The following is a 16,291-nucleotide window of genomic DNA, read 5'->3' as shown; positions in this document are numbered from 1 at the left end:
CGACGATAGCAAGTCCACGACCGCACCCTCTTATCCAAAGAGGCCGTGGAGAAACCAGCGGACCTCTTCCGTCGTTGCGCTTGGACGCTCGCGGTAAATCCAGTAGCAACTTTTGTCATCCGCCTCGGCCACGTAATAGTCGCGGGTGACCAACTCGCCGTCGTACCAACCGGCCTCGATGCGCTCGCCAGTTGAGACGAGTTTCAGAGGTGAGCCATAGAACGGGCGATGATTCTTGACCATCAAGCGCAAAGGAGCGTCCAGCAACCACGTCGGTCGTGGCAACGCCTGCGGCAACGCGGTCGTCTTCACGTCTTCTTGAATCGGCGCCCATCGATTAGCGACCTCAGGTCGATGGTCGGACGTTGGTGCCGGGCGCAGCACGTTCTCGGCACCTAGTCTGGCCACGAGCAGTTCGATGAGACGATTGTGGTCTTCGGCCGAACCGCCCGGGTCTGGGAAGAGCGAGTCGCTGGGCGGCTCGGCCGCCTCAACCTTTGATGCAGTGAGACGAACAGCGATTACAGCTGCCTCGAGTTCGATGCGACCAAGCCGTTCCTTCAGCAAGCGGACGAGATGCTCTTCATGCCAAGTCGGCTCCGCCAGTGCAATTTCGATGACGGTGGGTTCAATAGCTTGACGTCCTCGCTCATGCTCGAGCGATACGGTCGCGTGAGTAAGCGCAAGTTGTTGCCCACTCAACCAGCCGCAGAGCTGAACGATGAGCCGGCGCGCCGAGAAGAGAACGGCTTCGGCGTGCTCCACCCTATCCGGCAGTTCCGTTCGCGCGCTGAACGTTGGAGGAACGTCCAGCCATTCATATAGCTCAGGTGATAGACCGTAGGCCCGGTCGAGCGAATCCAGCAAGTCCACGCCGCACCTCTTCTTCAATCCGGCACGTGGCAGGCGCCGTATATCACTCAACACTCGACAACCGAGGCCATGGAACCAATCGGCGAACGCACGAACTTCTTGCACAACCATGAACGGCAATGCATCGAGATTTCGCTCGAGCGACCGCATCTTGAGCACGCGGCATCGGCCACGCTTTGCAAGCAGCCATGCACCTTGTCCTGTTGGTGCAACGCTCATGCGAGCCGTCACGCCTATCGACTTGACGACGTTTCGCAGCTGCGAACAGATACTGCGGATGCCGCCAAACAGACGCAGGCTCGCCGTCACGTCGACTACGATGGTTTCTTCGTCGCAAACGGCAACCTGCGGCGAGAAGCGCAATAAGCCGAAAGCGACTTCGCGCTGCATCTCCCGCTCGCGTTCTACACTTCTGTCGTAGACCGCCGCGTCAGGCGAAAGCGTTATCACTCCGCCTCGCTTCATTCCTGGGAGCACCCCAGCTTCTCGCGCTACTGAGTCCATCACAATCACCTTGTCGCGCTCCAGCACGACGCACCCGTGCTCAGTCGGCGGTGACCACCGCGGACGGAACACCTCCAGCGAAAGCCGGGGCAGGAAGATGGCGACGAACACGGCCATAAGGACTGAGAAGAATCGGTGACGGTTGCAGAGCGACGGACAATGTTTCGGTTCGTGTCGGGCCTCGTCGCTTTACAACATCGACGACGAGGCCGCCGTCAGCCGGTCTGACTCCCAATCGGAGCGTCGCCGGCGATGCGTCTTGAGCGCTGGCCAGCGGCCTGATTAGCACCAGCAAGGTTTCCGTCGCCTGCGCTGCGAGGTGAAGCCGTCGCAGTGCCTCGGCCCGGATGTGCTGTTGCCAGAACACGAGGGCGCCGCAGGTTTTTGCCTGAAGCACGCGCTCGGCGCACCAGAGCGCGTCCGCCGTCCTCGGCGCTCGCAGTCTCATCAGCTTGTTCATCGGCAGCCCGAGAAACGGAAACGCCAACGCGTTGGGAATGTGCGGTGGCTGCAAAAGCACCACCGGTCGGGCACTCAATTCGGAGAGTGCGGGCCTCAACAACCGCATCTCGCCTATTCCGGGTTGCTGGACGAGCAACTCCACCAACGCTCCCAGTGGCCAGCCGCCGCCGGGCAGCTCGGCGCTCAGGGCCGCATACCCCGTATCGACTGCCTTGCAGTACGCACGGGCGAGCTGAGACCCGCGCCAGAGGCTCGTATGAATCGACTCGATGTGTTGGGGCAAGGCAGCCATTTCTCGAAAGCACTGTATATTTATACAGTATCGTAACTCAAAATCCGAAGCAGTGAATTGCCCCTTTTAGGTCGTCACTGGACGCGCCAAGGGTTATGCTGACCGTCAATGCCAGTGCTTATCCCTCGGAGATGCAAGGAGCGGTGTATGGCTGAATCCACAATTTCATCCAGGGGGCGAACAACCGTCCCCGCTCAAGTCAGAAAGGTGCTCAACGCCAAGTCATGTACGCGCTTACACTGGCACGTCACGCCCGAGGGTGATGTGCTCGTCAGAGCGAAAACCCTGTCGATTCGGGAATTAGCCGGGTCGCTGAATGTCCGTAAGAGCGTTGATATTGACGACATGGACCCCTAGCGCAGTTGACAGCGAAAATGGACAGACTCGACATTGACGAACTTCCGGGCGCGCGCGCCGACCTGTTGTGTTTCCTGGTCGCAACCCTCGCTGCGTCGCGAACGCTGACGTATGAGTGGCGAATCGACCATCTTGTCGAGAGCTGCCGAATCTGGCTCGCGCGCAACGCCGTGGCAATGCACTGGCTCGACCGAGTGCTCCTCGGGCAGCTTGCGCTGAAGATTGCGAAGAACGAGCTGCAGGACTCCGGCATCGCTGTTCGGCAGAGCGACGTGCCGGCACTGTTCACCGGCGAAATGACGCTCAACCGCGCGAGCACGGTGGTCCAGAAGATGATGAAGCTGTGCAAGGAATCGCTTTGAGCTGGCCCGCTATCAAATCGACCAATAGAAACCACCCATGTGCTATTCGGCCCAAATCCAGGCGGACTATCGCAAGTACGTGAAGACTTTCGGTGCACACATGGACATCGAGGAATTTGCGCGCCTCTACTTCGAACGAGCTGAAGGTAGCAAGGCGAAGATTCCGAAGGCGGTCGACGACAGCTTTCGCGACCCGCAAACAGATGAAGAGCGACAAATAAAAGCGTCTATCGACCGGTTCAACGCCGAACAGACGACGAAGCTCGAGCAGGAACTCTTCAAGCAGCGAACCCGCCTCGCAGATGCCGAGCGGACGTTGCAGTCGAAGATAACGAAGGCCGCCACCGAGAGTAAGCGCATCGCGACAGACAAAATCGACGCGTCGCTGCGCCGCCTCGAGGACGTCAACCGAACCGAGGCGAAGCCGCGCGACTCACGGATTTTTCCTGGAACCTATGCACCCGTGCTTGTCATGGAGAACGACAAGTACGTGGTCAAGCCGATGCGTTACCAGTGCCGAATTGCTGGCAAACCAGCGAACTACGACGTGAAGTATCCAGGCACCTACAACGCACGACGCGACAATCTTGAAGGATTCTGGAAGCCGTGTTTCGGCTATACGCACGGCCTGATACTCGTCGATGTCTTCTACGAGAACGTCAGCAAAGCCAAAATGGAAGGCACGCTGCTGGAGACACATGAGAAAGACGAGAAGGTCGTCCTCGAGTTCCGTCCGAACAACGGCCAGTTGATGCACGTCGCATGCCTCTGGTCGAAATGGACCGGGCCAGGGCAGCCCGACTTGCTGTCATTCGCTGCCATTACGGATGAGCCGCCGCCGGAAGTCGAGGCTGCAGGCCACGACCGGTGCATTGTGCCCATCAGAGCTGAGAATATTGGGGCGTGGCTCAATCCGAATCCGTCAGCTTTGAAGGCGATGTACGCCATCCTCGATGACAGAGACCGGCCATATTATGAGCATCGACTTGCAGCGTAACGATGCACTCGGCGAACGAGGGCGTTGGGAGCGGAGCTAGCGCATCAAGGTCGTACCATTGGCTGCCGCGACACCGTGATTCGCCGCCTCAACTTGGCGATGCTCCCTGACGCACCGGTCGAGCGGTTTCTGATGGCAAGCCGCATATCGACCATAGGTCGCGGTACACCGCTAGTGCGCTAGACTGGCTTAGATATTCGACAGGAGGCTCGGGTGATACGCAAGACGCTTAATGCTTCGCGGCTTCAGCAAGAGGTCGACCGTCGAATTCATCGACTGCAAGAAGTCGTCGAGGATGGAGTGAAGATTCGTGTGCCGCGGCCCCAGCTGCAAGAGCCGGACAAAACCGGTTGCAACTGGAACATGACCAACTTCGGGAACGCAGTCGGGTTCGAGCGCGACATTGAGGGCGTGCTTAAGGCTGTGCGCGCCGAGTACAACCTTAGTACCGAAACGAAAGACACTAGCAACCCGTTCGAGGTCTAACCATGAAGGCCATCGGTTCCTGAATTTGCTTCATGTCTTCGGCGTGCAACTTCGAGTGCAAGCGCCGCGTGACGAAAGCGGTGCAGATGCTACGCCACGCGGGACGCAAGTCGTCGAAGCAACAACGCTTGCACTTTATTAAGGGCCGGTAATTACAGCTTCATCGACACGTGGCCGGGAGCCGGGTCGGGCGTGTTCTCCAAAGTGTTTATCGAATTTATAACGCCGTAGAGTTCGACGAGCGCTTTCTCTTTTTCCACGTCATGCCCACCGACGACGCGTGCCATCTCAATACGAGACAGCTCTTCTTCGTGATGCAGGTCAACAATAGTGAGTGTGCTCATTTCGATTCACCTTAAAAGTAGTTGGCGCAAGGGACGGGATGTGAATGAGCGGTTCGAATCTACGCTCGCTTAGCTCCATCCACGTTCTGTGCCAAGCGCGCTCTGTCACGACAAACAGACCTAACTTACTGTTTACAAACACCAATTCTGAAGCCATCGCCTCTAGGCCGCCGGGCCGCGGCAGCGACGTGTGTGATTCATTGCGACACCCGACAAAGCTTCTGTTGGTAACTCGGAAACATTCCGTTCTTGTTTTCCGGAGGGAAGCGACCACGCTCCCAACCGCCGGACATGGTTCCCACGCTTAAGTGCGGGGTACACGCGAAGAAACTGAAAATGCCTCATCGGGCTCGCCGTGCGCAGTTGGTACCATTAGGTCCTCGAATATGATTACAACCGACAAGGGCGGACAGGCGGGAAATGGATATTTTTTACTATTGGCAGAAGTTCGAACAGGACTTGAAGAACGGCCAGGTGGGGTACTTTGGCTCCAACAGCGCGAAGATTTCTGAACTCAAGGAGCGGTTGCCGAAGCGCCTGTGGGTGTTCAAAACGCCGAAGGGGATGAAGGGCTCTGTCCAGCTGCTCGGCTCATTGCTAGTCACCGACGAGCCGAAGGTTGCGGTGAACACCGAGTATCAGAACTTGATTTACTACGACCCGTTCTCACCTGAGTCGGTTCTGTTCGCTGACGTGAATGCGCCCCGACGAGTCGAGGGCGTGACCCGCCTTCTTCAGCACCGCCTCCTCCACGCATTCAAATCGAACTTTCAAGGCGACGTGGGATTGCAGGCGCTGGAATCAAACGTCGTGCGGGAACTGGAAGCAATGTCGGCCGATTGGGACACGGTGCAGTTGCTCGAGCGAGTAAAAGACCGGAATAAGGTGCAGCCAATCAATCCTTTCGCACGCTCACGCTGAGCACTATGTTTGCGGACGGTGCATAAAGGCTTGAGCCGAACAACGAGTGATATGAGCGCAAGCGTCGAATGAGCGCAGGTCAAACACCTCGCACTTGGCAATGCTCATGCAGTAGCGCAGCGGGAGGGAGTAGATGATGGCAAGAGCAGAGCTAACAGACATCGCGGCCAGCGAGTTGGTCGACCTTCTTGATTCGTCGTCTGGAATCTGAATCACGGCGGGCGGGCAGACGTCTTAGGATGGCGGCAAGAGCTGTTAGCGCGAGGAGACGCAACAACGCCCGATGTATCACGCGCTATCGCCGTTTGCGATGAATATCTGGCACCTGAAGGCTCCACGGAGGCACAAGCTGCGAGCGCTAAGGCATGGCCCAACTTGTAACGCCCCGCGTCGCGCCAGGTATAAGCGCATCCGCTTTACTGCGGATGAACAACACACTCAACTCCGCGAGCTCAAGCAGTCCGCCTGCCTTCCCCTCGTCGCCCCGGCTGTTGCAGTTGCTCGACTTCCTCTCGTCGGACGCTGCAACGGACGTTGCGGTCGTCGCACGAGAACTCGGACTTCGCGACGAGATGGTCGCACGGCTACGCTGTGCACTCGACCGAGTCACTTGCGCTCAGGAGATTCTGGAGGCAATAGTCGAAGACGTGCCCGGGAGCGAGAAACCTGGACGCCTCGCAGGAGCGGGGCATCCGCTCGGTTGCCACGATTCGAATGTCGCTGGGCGCCGTCAAGAGCAGACAAAAGCGCGCGTCCGACGCGCTCGCGAATGGCTCACGAATCGTTGGCCGCAGAACTACCCCGACGAGGCCGTCGGTTGGCTTATCTTCGAAAGCTGAGCACGCTTCCGTTGTAAATTCGCCCATAGCTCGCGAAAATGCCTTATTTCAAGGGGTTTTCTTATTGCTAAACCCCTGAACCGTTGCTAGGCTAGCCCACAGCTTACGACGACGCATGTGCCAGGCGACCGTGCTCTGGGGTGCTTCGTCTTAAGCATCTCTCAATCTACGATGAAGAGGATGCAAATGGCAACGAAGACCGCAAAACCTGCAGCCAAGAAGGCTGTGACCAAAGTGCCAGCGAAGAAAGCAGCAGCTCCGGCGAAGAAGGCAGCCGCCACCGGCACAACGTTCAAGCCGGTGAAGGACCAGTTCACCAAAGCGTCGCTCGTCACTCACGTTGCGACACAGGCGGGTCTTGAACCAAAACAGGTGAAAGCAGTGCTTGCCGCTCTTGAAGACACGATTCTGGGTTCTGTGCACAAAAAAGGACTGGGCGAATTTACGCTGTCCGGCCTGCTGAAAATCAACGTTCAAAAGGTGGAAGCAAAGAAGCGGCGCTTCGGCAAGGACCCGTTCACGGGGCAGGACAGGTGGTTTGATGCCAAGCCGGCGACGGTGCGCCTGAAGGTTCGTGCTCTCAAAAAGCTGAAGGACGCAGCCGCCTAAACGCCCACTTTTCGTGTTGTCCGGAAGCCCGCTTCGTGCGGGCTTCTTCGCATTGGTTGTGACATCGAGTGTTTCCGCCACGAAACTCGTTCTGCGCGGACCTCGGCGCGAGCATGAAGAAGTAATGTCGGAACCTGCGCACATACGTGGAGAGGCCGAGCTGTCAAGCGGATGTTCAACGGCTTCATCAGCGACAACGGCGACCATCTCCGCTATCCCAGCAGCATCATCTCGGATGCTAAAGCTCCCCGCCCCTTCGCCGGCCAGACGTCGTACGCGAAGATGTTATCCAGCGTACCCAAGAGGCAGCCCGAAAGGTTGGGTACATGCCAAACAGCACCGCCAAGGAAACACGCTTACCTAGCTAACTTCCGAGCCAGCGTCGCCCGTCAGCCGTTCGCCTCTGGGCGCTAACTTCGCCACCCTGTCCGGTGTCTCAAGGCTATCCCACAGCACCGGCTATCCCGCGACCGCTGCCGTTGATGTCCGACCAGTCGCGCGGCTGCTCCGCGGAACGGGCAGCGTTATGTATACCGCGCAACAGGAGTGATGATTTCTTGTTTGGAGTCCGCGCTTAAAAGTCTCGCCGTCTGCTGGGGGGAATTTCCAGAAAAATATTTTGGGCGGACCGGCAGTGCGCGTGTGCGACCCTCGACGCACAGTTCGTCAACGACTTCCGCGAGGCGCGGCGTTGCCACGCCGTCCGCCCGACGGATTTCCAGTCGTGCTCGGCCAGTTACCGCCTGAAGAGCCACCTCCCGACCGGCCGCCACTCCCGGCTGATTTGGCTCCGCCGGACGAACCCTTCGATGCGCCTCCCGAGTTGCCGCGCGGGCCACCTTGGCTGCCGCCTGTTCCTTTGCTCATCACTGCCTCCATCGAAAATGTGGGGTGCCGCCAGCCGCGTCCGATGAGTCGAATGGCGCATCGGGACGCGATAGCATCAGATAACAATACTCCTGTTCGATACGAGTTTCTCGCGGCCATCCAGTCACTGCGTGACAAGGCAGTGAACTTCCAAATCCACCGGACCTACTCGGAGAGGTCTGAATCGCTTCTACGCCTCTCGTCTTCCAGTATGGCGGCCGACATCACTTGTTCGAATCGTTCAACAAGTTCTGCTTGCCCCAATTTCTTCAGTCCCATAAGCATTCTGACAGGACGGGTGCGAGCATATCGAACGACGTCAGGCGGATAAGCGAATTGCTCTGTTTCCGGATTTAAAAGAAGGGAAAGATATAAATCGAAATATTCGCTGTACACGCCTGGCATGCTTAATTCATAGACTGCTTGCCATGCGCACCATTTCTCCATCGACAGCGCTTTGGCCAGCTCCGCAGGAGACTTCAAGTCTGATGCGAATACGTCGATGTCCGAGAGTTCCACATAAGGAAGTGCGAGCGTCTTACCGATTAAGGAGCTCATATAGTGATGCTCTTCAATCATCTTTACTGCAGTAGAGAAATCGTTCGCGGACAGTCCAAATTTCTTCCGCAACCCTGCTTTCACTTCGTCAAAACTGCCTTGGGGGTCTGCCCACGTTTTGCGGGCCGGCAGCGATTTCGCGGCCTCGACCAAATCAGAGCGTGACAGCTTGCTGGTGAATGTATTCTGCCGGTACTCGTAATCGATGACCTCCATTTCACTATCAAAGTCGTCCGCAGCATTGTTGAAGCTGGAAACCGCGGCACCTAAGACTTGTAGATTGATGTGCGAAACATTCTCGAGGTGAGGGGTTCCCTCGTTTGACTTGCTGTAGCGAAATACTTGACCTGTCGGGTCCATTTTGTTGAATTCAGTGATAGTCGCTTCAAGCGCTTTTAACTTAGCGGGAAGACGTCGGTCTGCGTTGCACGCAATCCTCAGTGCATCAAGCAATTCACCCAATTCGTGTATCTGAGGGACCTCAACTGATTTGCTGCGAAGACGAGATACCGTCTCCAACTGACGCTTGAGGAACAGTTCGATATGGTGTCGCATGCAAAAGCAAATTGGATAGATGAGCGCGTCCATGTAGACGGCTTGCATTTCTCCTGTTTCTGGGACCACGAAATGTTGCTGCTTCGCCGCGGCAAGAAGAACTTCCGCTGCTTGTGCGAACCCCGTCATGTAAGCATGGCCGTTATCACCGTCCATGTGGTCTCCCACACAGGCGTTAAGATGCGGGTGCGGCCCGCTTGCGAATACCTTACTCACAGCAACTCCATTTGGCTAAAGGTTGTCAGGTACGAAATTCTTGTCTGATTGTGACACGCAGCAGTTATTGGTTAATGGCGTGTTTGTCCTGACCCGACTCAATGTCTGACTGAAAAAAGATACTATGGCTTGCGCTCCCGAGTCTGTCATCCACGCAAGTACCCGTGCTAATCCTTGGCCGCCACTCAACAAAAGTTGCGACCGACGGCCGTAAGTCCACCGAGCAGGTGCGATAGGTCCACGAGCCGTTGAGCAACCAGGTGGCGGACATCGCCTTCGCATTGCCAGCTTCCGTAAACCGCAAGCAGTGAAGCGCCCAGTGCTTCCTGCCGAAACCTCTCTTGCAGCGAAGGCCATATGATGACGTTCACGTTGCCCGTCTTATCCTCGATGGTAAAGAACATCACGCCCATTGCGGTCCCAGGTCGCTGACGTACCGTCACCAATCCACAACCACGCGCGAGCCGGCCATTGCGATAGGTCATGAGCGTTTCCGCTGGCATAAGCCGTTGTTCGAGCAAAGCCGGCCGCAGCAGGGACAGCGGATGCCGGCCGAGCGTCAGTCTCATCGAGTTGTAGTCGGCGACGATGTCTTCGCCTTCGGACGGCGCGCCCAGCACCGGCGTCTCGTCGTCGACGCGCGCGTCGGCGAGGATGTCGCGGTCGGGGACCGCGGCCACGGACACCCAAAGTGCTTCGCGCCGGTTACCGGCGAGCGAAGACAGCGAGTTCGCGGCCGCGAGCACCTGAAGGTCTTTTCGGTCAAGTTGCGCGCGTCTCGCGAGGCCACCGACGCTGGAAAACTGTCTTACGGCTCTCGCGGCTTCAATGCGTTCGGCGGCGCCGTCCTTCATGCCGTTCAGCAGCGACAGGCCAAGGCGTACTGCTGACCTCGATTGAGAGCCGAGAAGCTCAAGGACCGAATCCCAGTTGCTGATGGTGACGTCAGCCGGAAGAACCCTCACACTGTGCCGCTGCGCGTCCTGAATGAGCTGCGACGCAGAGTAGAAGCCAAGCGGCATGCTGTTCAGCATCGCGGCGAGAAACGCTTCGGGCTCATGGCACTTCAGCCAGCTGCTCGCGTACACGAGCAGCGCGAAGCTTGCCGCGTGACTTTCCGGGAAGCCGTATTCGCCGAAGCCATGAATCTGCTGGAAGATGGATTCGGCGAAGTCCTTTGTGTAACCGCGCTCTGTCATGCCGTTGACAATGCGGTCGTAGTATTTGTCGAGGCCGCCCTTGCGCTTCCAGGCGGCCATCGCGCGGCGCAGCTGGTCCGCTTCGCCTGGTGTAAAGCCCGCAGCCAGGATGGCGACCTGCATCACCTGCTCCTGGAAGATGGGCACGCCCAACGTTCGCCCGAGCGCAACCTTCAGTGCATCGCTTGGATACGTCACCGGCTCCAGCCCCTGCCGGCGCCGCAGGTACGGATGCACGGCAACATCGGCTTGCAGCCTGAGAGAAAGACTTGAGCATTTCGTACCGTACGAGCGATTTTTCACGAATTCAGCTTCACAGTACCGCTCTGATATTCACTTCCTAGGTGTGGTGGCTGAAGCAACACGTTTGGCGACCGAGTACAGCCGAGTCGCTACATGGGTCGCAGCCACATATTGCTTCGTGTTGGCCGCCCCTTTCGAAGTATCAGCAGGCCTCGAAAACTGGACAAAGATTCCCAAATTTGCAAGCTTAGGCGCGAAGGGCCCGACGTCAGAAAAAAGATTTACCGGTACGCCGACATTTGTGAATGTGTTCCTAGTTGCTTTCGCAGTAACATGCTCAACAGCTACAGCGCCCGGAAACGTAGGTAATTGCAGCGTCGGGTGCGTGGGTTTGTGCGTCTTTGCATGCGCGCGCTCGAACCATTCAATGAACTCGACAAAATCTCGGTCATTCAGGGTCTCAGCAGCCATGAACATCTGTTCCTCGTCATCGTTCGCCTTGGAGTCTCGTCGCAGTATGACAGCCGTAAGCACGCCAATGACCATCGGACCGATGTCCTTGCTCGCGCACAAAGCAACTCGCCGATAAGCATCAAAGAGCAGCGACGTCTCGGCGTCGCCATCGGCTAACTTTTCAAGCAAATCGTTTAGATTCGCAGACTCAAACTTCTCATCACCCTGCTTTCTAACCTCGTCGAGCAGCTGAGCCAGGAATACCTCTGCTCGATGTTTGCTCCAGCGACCTACAACTTGCGCCTTAAACTTATCAATTAGCAGGTCAATACCAATATCCTTGGCTTTATCGACCAGCATTTTTCCTGCTGCAGAAGCAATTGCAACCGATACTATGTCCATGATTTTTTCTTGCTTCCCATCTATGATGTTGAACTACCGATTCAAACCGCATACCGGCAAAGCAAGGCGAAGAGCCATCGTGAATTCGTTGGTTACCTCGGCCGTCCTCTCAACCAGTATCTACCGGTCGCTATGTCCTGCGACAGTCTCTCATGAACCGCTCATCGACGAGATTGCTACGCACATTTTTGCAATGATGCCGCAAACCGTCATGATAGTTTGATGCTGACAATCATGCTTTACCAAACGTTCGTCGACCATGGCTGCCCACGTTAAAAGCACTGCTATTCCCGCTGCAGGATACGTTTATCAAACGATGCAGGGGGTCAATCTACTTTGCGATTGGCTCGATGCCCCCACCCGCTATACGCGAGTTCGCTTCGAGTGCGACGCAGAGGAGGTTGCTCCTCAAGGCCTCGATGACCTTGTCGCGGAGCGCCCTGACGGGAAGGTTGACTTGTGGCAGGTCAAGTTCACCCCGGCAGACGAAAAGCATTTGTTGGATTGGAACTGGTTGCTAGAACGGCCAGGAAAGAAGGGAGGGAAATCCCGGTCAAACCTGAGGAAGTGGTTCGATGCGCTTAAACAAATCGAGAGCAACCGCGTTGGGCATGTTCGCCTCCTAACAAACCGGATACCCGATTCCAGCCTCGAAGCATGCCTCGCCGGGGGCAGCCGCATTGATTATACGAAGGCACCTGCGGAAATCCAGCATCAAGTGATTGAGGAGCTGGGCGGCTCATCCAATGCAAAGGAGCTTTTTGATGCGCTGGACGTCCGTCACAGCGACAAGGGTTTCGCAAGTATCGAGAGCCACGTCACGGCGAGGCTCAGACGCCATTCAACACCTCAGGGTGTTGAGGTGCTCAAGAACCGGGCCATCCATTGGTCCATTCAAAAAAATCAGCCCGCCCCGGACGGCTGGATTACGCTCGAACTGCTTCGCGCGACCCTGCTTGTCGAGGCTCCCGAACCGCTACCCGAAAACTTTGCCATCCCACCTGGATACCGCGTACCTGACACTGCGTTTTTTCTTTCGTTCATTAACGCTATTGAAGCTATTCCGACTGAACCGATTGTGCTGACTGGACCGCCCGGTCGCGGCAAGAGTACCTTCCTCAGCAAAGCATGCGAGCTATTGCAAAAGAAGGGCATACCGTTAGTGCGGCATCACTACTATCTCTCGTCAACGGACCGGTCGCACGACCGCCATACGAGCTTTGTCGTTGAAGAGTCTCTACTAGCTCAAATCCAGCATTTTCATCCCGACGTCCATGTGCCCGACCGAGCTTTAGGCTCCGCCCTCGCCGCATGCGCGGCTCACTACAAGAAACGCAATAAGCCATTCGTTCTCGTTCTTGATGGTCTCGACCATGTCTGGCGCAACCAAGGCCAAGATAAGCGCCCGCTAGATGAAATCTTCAATCAAGTGCTGCCGGCATTCGACAATTTGGTCGTTGTGGTAGGAACCCAGCCCGTCGAAGACGCACAGCTGCCGAGTCGGTTGCTTGCCGGCACGCCTCGCAGTACCTGGAGAGAGCTCCCGGTCATGTCGGCGGACGCGGTCCTTCAATACGTACGGAAACAGGTCGAACAAGGTCGACTACAGATTGAACACAAGCGCCCGTACGCTGAAGAGGAAATCCAGTCAGCTGCGGCTGAAGTACGTGCGCGTACGAATGGTCACCCGCTGCACGTAATATATGCGATAGAAGAACTCATCCGCTCAGCCCGCCCACTCTCGAAATGGAGTGTTGAACAACTCCTTGGAGATATGAGCAAGGATGTAAAAACATACTATGCCTCACTATGGAATCTTCTTCCAGCTAGCCAGAAGGACGTGTTGAGGCTCGTCTGCGAATTCCCGTTTTTCTGGCCAACATCTGGTTTTGCTCAGATAGCTCGGATTGTCGGTGCGCCGCTACCCGAGGTTTCCGCAGTAATGCATTTGCTCTACAGTTCTCCAGCGGGGCTCAAACCATTTCACGAAAGCTTGGTCGTCTTTATCAAGCAGACCGATGACTATGCGCCTCGAGTCAAAGCGTTGATACCGTCGGTGGAGCGCTGGCTTAGCCATGAGGCGCCAAATAGCTTGCGCGTCAACTGGTTGTGGTCTGTAAAAGCGAAACAAGGCCAGCCCGAAGACCTCATTGAAGGTCTACAAAGGGACTGGATAATCGACCGACTATGCGAAGGATACCCTACTGAGCTATTCGAGAGTCTTATGGCAGACGCAGAGGAACACGCTGTTTGCCGTGCGCGCTATGCAGATGCCTATCGCCTCCGTCATCTAAAAACGAGGTCGCTGAACAGCCTGTCCTACCAGCTTACTGGAATCGATGCGGTGCGCCTCAAAGCTTGCACATGGACGCTTGCGCGAGACTCTAGCGTTATGGAGGAAGCCGTTGCATCACGGCACGAAACATCTACCCTCGACGTGGCAGCACTAAGCCGCGCCCTTATGACGCGCGGTGACTACGGTACCGCGCGAAAGAGCGCCACGGAAGCCCTGCATCGATTCAGAGGTGAAAGTCGTTTCGTAGGCCGACGTTGGGGCTACGAGTCGCGGGCGGAGGAACTTTACCTCGCGAGCACCTTCGTTGGCCTCGGAGTGGCTGGAAGTACGCCCGAACGAGCTGCAGAAATCGTCATGTCGAGCTCCCTTGAAATCGGGGAAAAAGTCGTCGGGGCTTACGTCGACGCTGACAATGTCAGCGGACTTGTTCAGATAGCGAGCCTACTTCCGCGGGGCGAGCAGAAAGCCATGGTATGCGATGCCGCGGTTCGAGCCGCGGCTTTAGCTGATGCCGAGCTCGTCTCGTGGAGTAATTTTCAAGACTTGTCTTGTGGCCTGTTGGCTGCGTGCATGGGTGCAATGAAGGGAAAAGACATTCTGGTCTTCCCCGGTGGCTCTGAGGTCGATTGGTCGCAAGCGCAGTACGACGATAGACAAGAAGCGTTGACGCAACTTGCGCGCTTTTGGTTCTTCGGCGCAGTACACCTGCACATGACAGTTGCTGGGGAAGATTTTTGCTTTATCAAGACACCGACGTTCAAGGACCGTGAGAATGTATCTGACTACCTCGAGAACCTCACGGCTGTTGCGGCGGACGTAGCAAGGCGCTGGTCAGCCGGGGAATCGGTCTCGTTCCTCTATGTCCATCGGTCGTTCGAATCTATCCCGGTGCCGGATTACAGCAACTATCAGCGCGGGGAAGGCGCGGCGACTTTTCGCCGAGCTCTAAATGCGCTTGCGGTTGACCTTCATCTGCTAGATTCGCGGATAAGCGGCAACACCTTGGTCACCTCCAAAGAGGTAGATGAAGCATTGCGGCTTTCGTGGTTTGACGCCGACCATTTTCGTTCAGTCTATGTATCGGAACTCGTCAAGGTGCTCACCGACGACGCAGCAGAATTCTTTATTCTCCGGCAACGAGACGACCGCAATGCCGTGGTCGAAGAGGAAACTGGAGCCCGGATGCGCGCGTTCTTGGACCTCTGTGAGATGTCACTCCGGCACGGCCTCGCAAACCTGGCGGGAGAACTCTGCCGGGTTACGTGGGAACTGGTGCTTGGCTACGGGCAACGAAAAGACCCCGCCCTCCCAGATGTGATGGATGCCATCAGCTACCTGACGTCCGTTGCTCCCGACGACGCTCGTCGACTGCTCTACGAGATTTCGCCTCAGATTGAAAACGTCTCCGTTTATACGGACGGCAAGGGAACCAGGCATGTCGTTGCTGAGGCCAATGAGCTTCTAGCAAGGTTAAATCGAGAAGCACTGGCTGAAAAACACAGACAACACGTCGAGCTTGGACAATGGGATGAAGCAGAAAAAAGTCTTGCGACCTATATGACAACCGCAGAAGCCATATCCCGCACGCTCGCCGCAGTAGCCAGAACGGGTATGCAAGATGAAGCTGTCCGCGATTTGGAGGACGCCGCCAAGTTGGGGAACAATAACGCGTCGCAGCTTCGTGACTTGGCTAACGAGCATATGGGTTGGGACATCGGCACGATAGCGAAGCCAGAATCAGGCGGCACATCAACTGAGTTTCCTCCGTTTGAAGGCGACGTAAGCACATACGCCGTCAACGAACTGAAAAGACTTCAGACAGACCTTGCTGAACACTATGGTGTTCGCCGTGAAGTTTTGAAGCAATGGTACGCTCATTGGGAATCGCAGGGTCTAGGCTCGGACCTTATCCAAAACTTAGAGCCTATGTTGCTGTCTGCTGACTGCCGCGATAACGACCTTGCGGGGCTTCTTGACGCTGCGTTTGCGACAAAGCTCACGCTTGAAGGGCCAAGAGCGGCTTTCCCCTATATCGTCCAAGCGCAGCGCATGAACGGTGGGTGGCTGGGGCCGATGTATTTTGAAAGCAGGAAAGAAACCGAGAGTCGACTTCGCATCGCGGCAACGAAGTATCGGAGTCGTGGCGATGAATTCTTCCTTAAGTCTGCGTTCGGTCTTTTCGGGCCAAAACCTGACCGAGTTATTCCAACCGACATCATGGTATTTTTCCTAGGACAACTAGGCCGCACCGGCGAAGCAGTAGCGTTCGCAGAGGCAATGGTTCGCAGCGTTCAGGAGGATACGAGAACTCTCCGACTCGAAAGACCTGCGTGGGCCGGGAAATTGATGAACGGAGCTTCAGCTTGAACTCTGACCTTGCGATGCTCATCGCGCGCTTAAGATGGCCAGTCGCATCAACTCGATGGTGGGCAATGCAAGAGCTTGCCACCCTCCTA

12 protein-coding genes and 1 pseudogene are annotated in these 16,291 nt (G+C 56.5%); 7 read left to right on the top strand and 6 right to left on the bottom strand.

What is annotated here, in order from left to right; genetic code table 11:
• Window positions 1-30: 30 nt before the first annotated feature.
• Both AWB75_RS19285 and imuA read right to left on the bottom strand, forming a co-directional pair.
• Window positions 31-1,494 carry a Y-family DNA polymerase gene (locus tag AWB75_RS19285; RefSeq protein WP_061125683.1) on the bottom strand — a complete coding sequence of 488 codons (1,464 nt, stop codon included), beginning with the start codon at window positions 1,492-1,494 and terminating at the stop codon, window positions 31-33.
• A complete protein-coding gene (gene imuA / locus AWB75_RS19280) occupies window positions 1,418-2,131 on the bottom strand; it encodes a translesion DNA synthesis-associated protein ImuA (RefSeq protein ID WP_061125682.1) in 714 nt (237 codons plus the stop codon). The genes AWB75_RS19285 and imuA overlap by 77 nt, the downstream gene beginning before the upstream one ends.
• A gap of 108 nt (window positions 2,132-2,239) precedes the next feature.
• Here imuA and AWB75_RS19275 point away from each other — a divergent pair, with 108 nt between their 5' ends.
• The 4 genes from AWB75_RS19275 (at window position 2,240) to AWB75_RS19260 (ending at window position 4,333) form a co-directional block, all read left to right on the top strand.
• The gene (locus AWB75_RS19275) at window positions 2,240-2,488 is read left to right on the top strand and encodes an AbrB/MazE/SpoVT family DNA-binding domain-containing protein (RefSeq protein ID WP_327219361.1); all 249 of its coding nucleotides are present in this window, start codon (window positions 2,240-2,242) and stop codon (window positions 2,486-2,488) included.
• 17 nt (window positions 2,489-2,505) lie between these two features.
• Window positions 2,506-2,850: a hypothetical protein gene (locus tag AWB75_RS19270; RefSeq protein ID WP_061125681.1), complete on the top strand. Its 345-nt coding sequence runs from the start codon at window positions 2,506-2,508 to the stop codon at window positions 2,848-2,850.
• A gap of 37 nt (window positions 2,851-2,887) precedes the next feature.
• Window positions 2,888-3,847 carry an SOS response-associated peptidase family protein gene (locus AWB75_RS19265; protein ID WP_061125680.1) on the top strand — a complete coding sequence of 320 codons (960 nt, stop codon included), beginning with the start codon at window positions 2,888-2,890 and terminating at the stop codon, window positions 3,845-3,847.
• Between the two features lie 213 nt (window positions 3,848-4,060).
• Window positions 4,061-4,333 (top strand): hypothetical protein, encoded by a 273-nt coding sequence (locus AWB75_RS19260; RefSeq protein ID WP_061125679.1) that lies wholly within the window; start codon window positions 4,061-4,063, stop codon window positions 4,331-4,333.
• 152 nt (window positions 4,334-4,485) lie between these two features.
• On the opposite strand, the gene AWB75_RS19255 is transcribed toward AWB75_RS19260, so the two are convergent.
• Complete coding sequence (locus AWB75_RS19255) at window positions 4,486-4,677, bottom strand: hypothetical protein (protein WP_061125678.1); 192 nt, start codon at window positions 4,675-4,677, stop codon at window positions 4,486-4,488.
• 420 nt (window positions 4,678-5,097) lie between these two features.
• Between AWB75_RS19255 and AWB75_RS19250 the strand changes: the two genes are divergently transcribed.
• On the top strand, window positions 5,098-5,598 hold the full coding sequence (locus tag AWB75_RS19250) for a hypothetical protein (protein ID WP_061125677.1): 501 nt from the start codon (window positions 5,098-5,100) through the stop codon (window positions 5,596-5,598).
• A gap of 1,025 nt (window positions 5,599-6,623) precedes the next feature.
• A complete protein-coding gene (locus AWB75_RS19240; RefSeq protein ID WP_087086693.1) occupies window positions 6,624-7,046 on the top strand; it encodes an HU family DNA-binding protein in 423 nt (140 codons plus the stop codon).
• Window positions 7,047-8,078: 1,032 nt separating this feature from the next.
• Here AWB75_RS19240 and AWB75_RS19230 read toward each other — a convergent pair.
• The 3 genes and pseudogenes from AWB75_RS19230 to AWB75_RS19220 form a co-directional block, all read right to left on the bottom strand.
• On the bottom strand, window positions 8,079-9,182 hold the full coding sequence (locus AWB75_RS19230; RefSeq protein WP_143746456.1) for a hypothetical protein: 1,104 nt from the start codon (window positions 9,180-9,182) through the stop codon (window positions 8,079-8,081).
• Between the two features lie 245 nt (window positions 9,183-9,427).
• Window positions 9,428-10,681, bottom strand: a pseudogene (locus AWB75_RS19225) (helix-hairpin-helix domain-containing protein); the annotation flags it as partial.
• A 93-nt stretch (window positions 10,682-10,774) separates the two neighbouring features.
• Window positions 10,775-11,539: a hypothetical protein gene (locus AWB75_RS19220; RefSeq protein WP_143746455.1), complete on the bottom strand. Its 765-nt coding sequence runs from the start codon at window positions 11,537-11,539 to the stop codon at window positions 10,775-10,777.
• Window positions 11,540-11,798: 259 nt separating this feature from the next.
• Between AWB75_RS19220 and AWB75_RS19215 the strand changes: the two genes are divergently transcribed.
• Window positions 11,799-16,202 (top strand): ATP-binding protein, encoded by a 4,404-nt coding sequence (locus AWB75_RS19215; RefSeq protein ID WP_087086685.1) that lies wholly within the window; start codon window positions 11,799-11,801, stop codon window positions 16,200-16,202.
• The last annotated feature ends 89 nt before the right edge of the window (window positions 16,203-16,291 follow it).

It is taken from the genome of Caballeronia catudaia (assembly GCF_001544755.2).
Classification (GTDB): Bacteria; Pseudomonadota; Gammaproteobacteria; order Burkholderiales; family Burkholderiaceae; genus Caballeronia; species Caballeronia catudaia.
The sequence above is the reverse complement of the archived record's forward strand: the minus strand, read 5'-3'. Positions and strand labels throughout refer to the sequence as shown.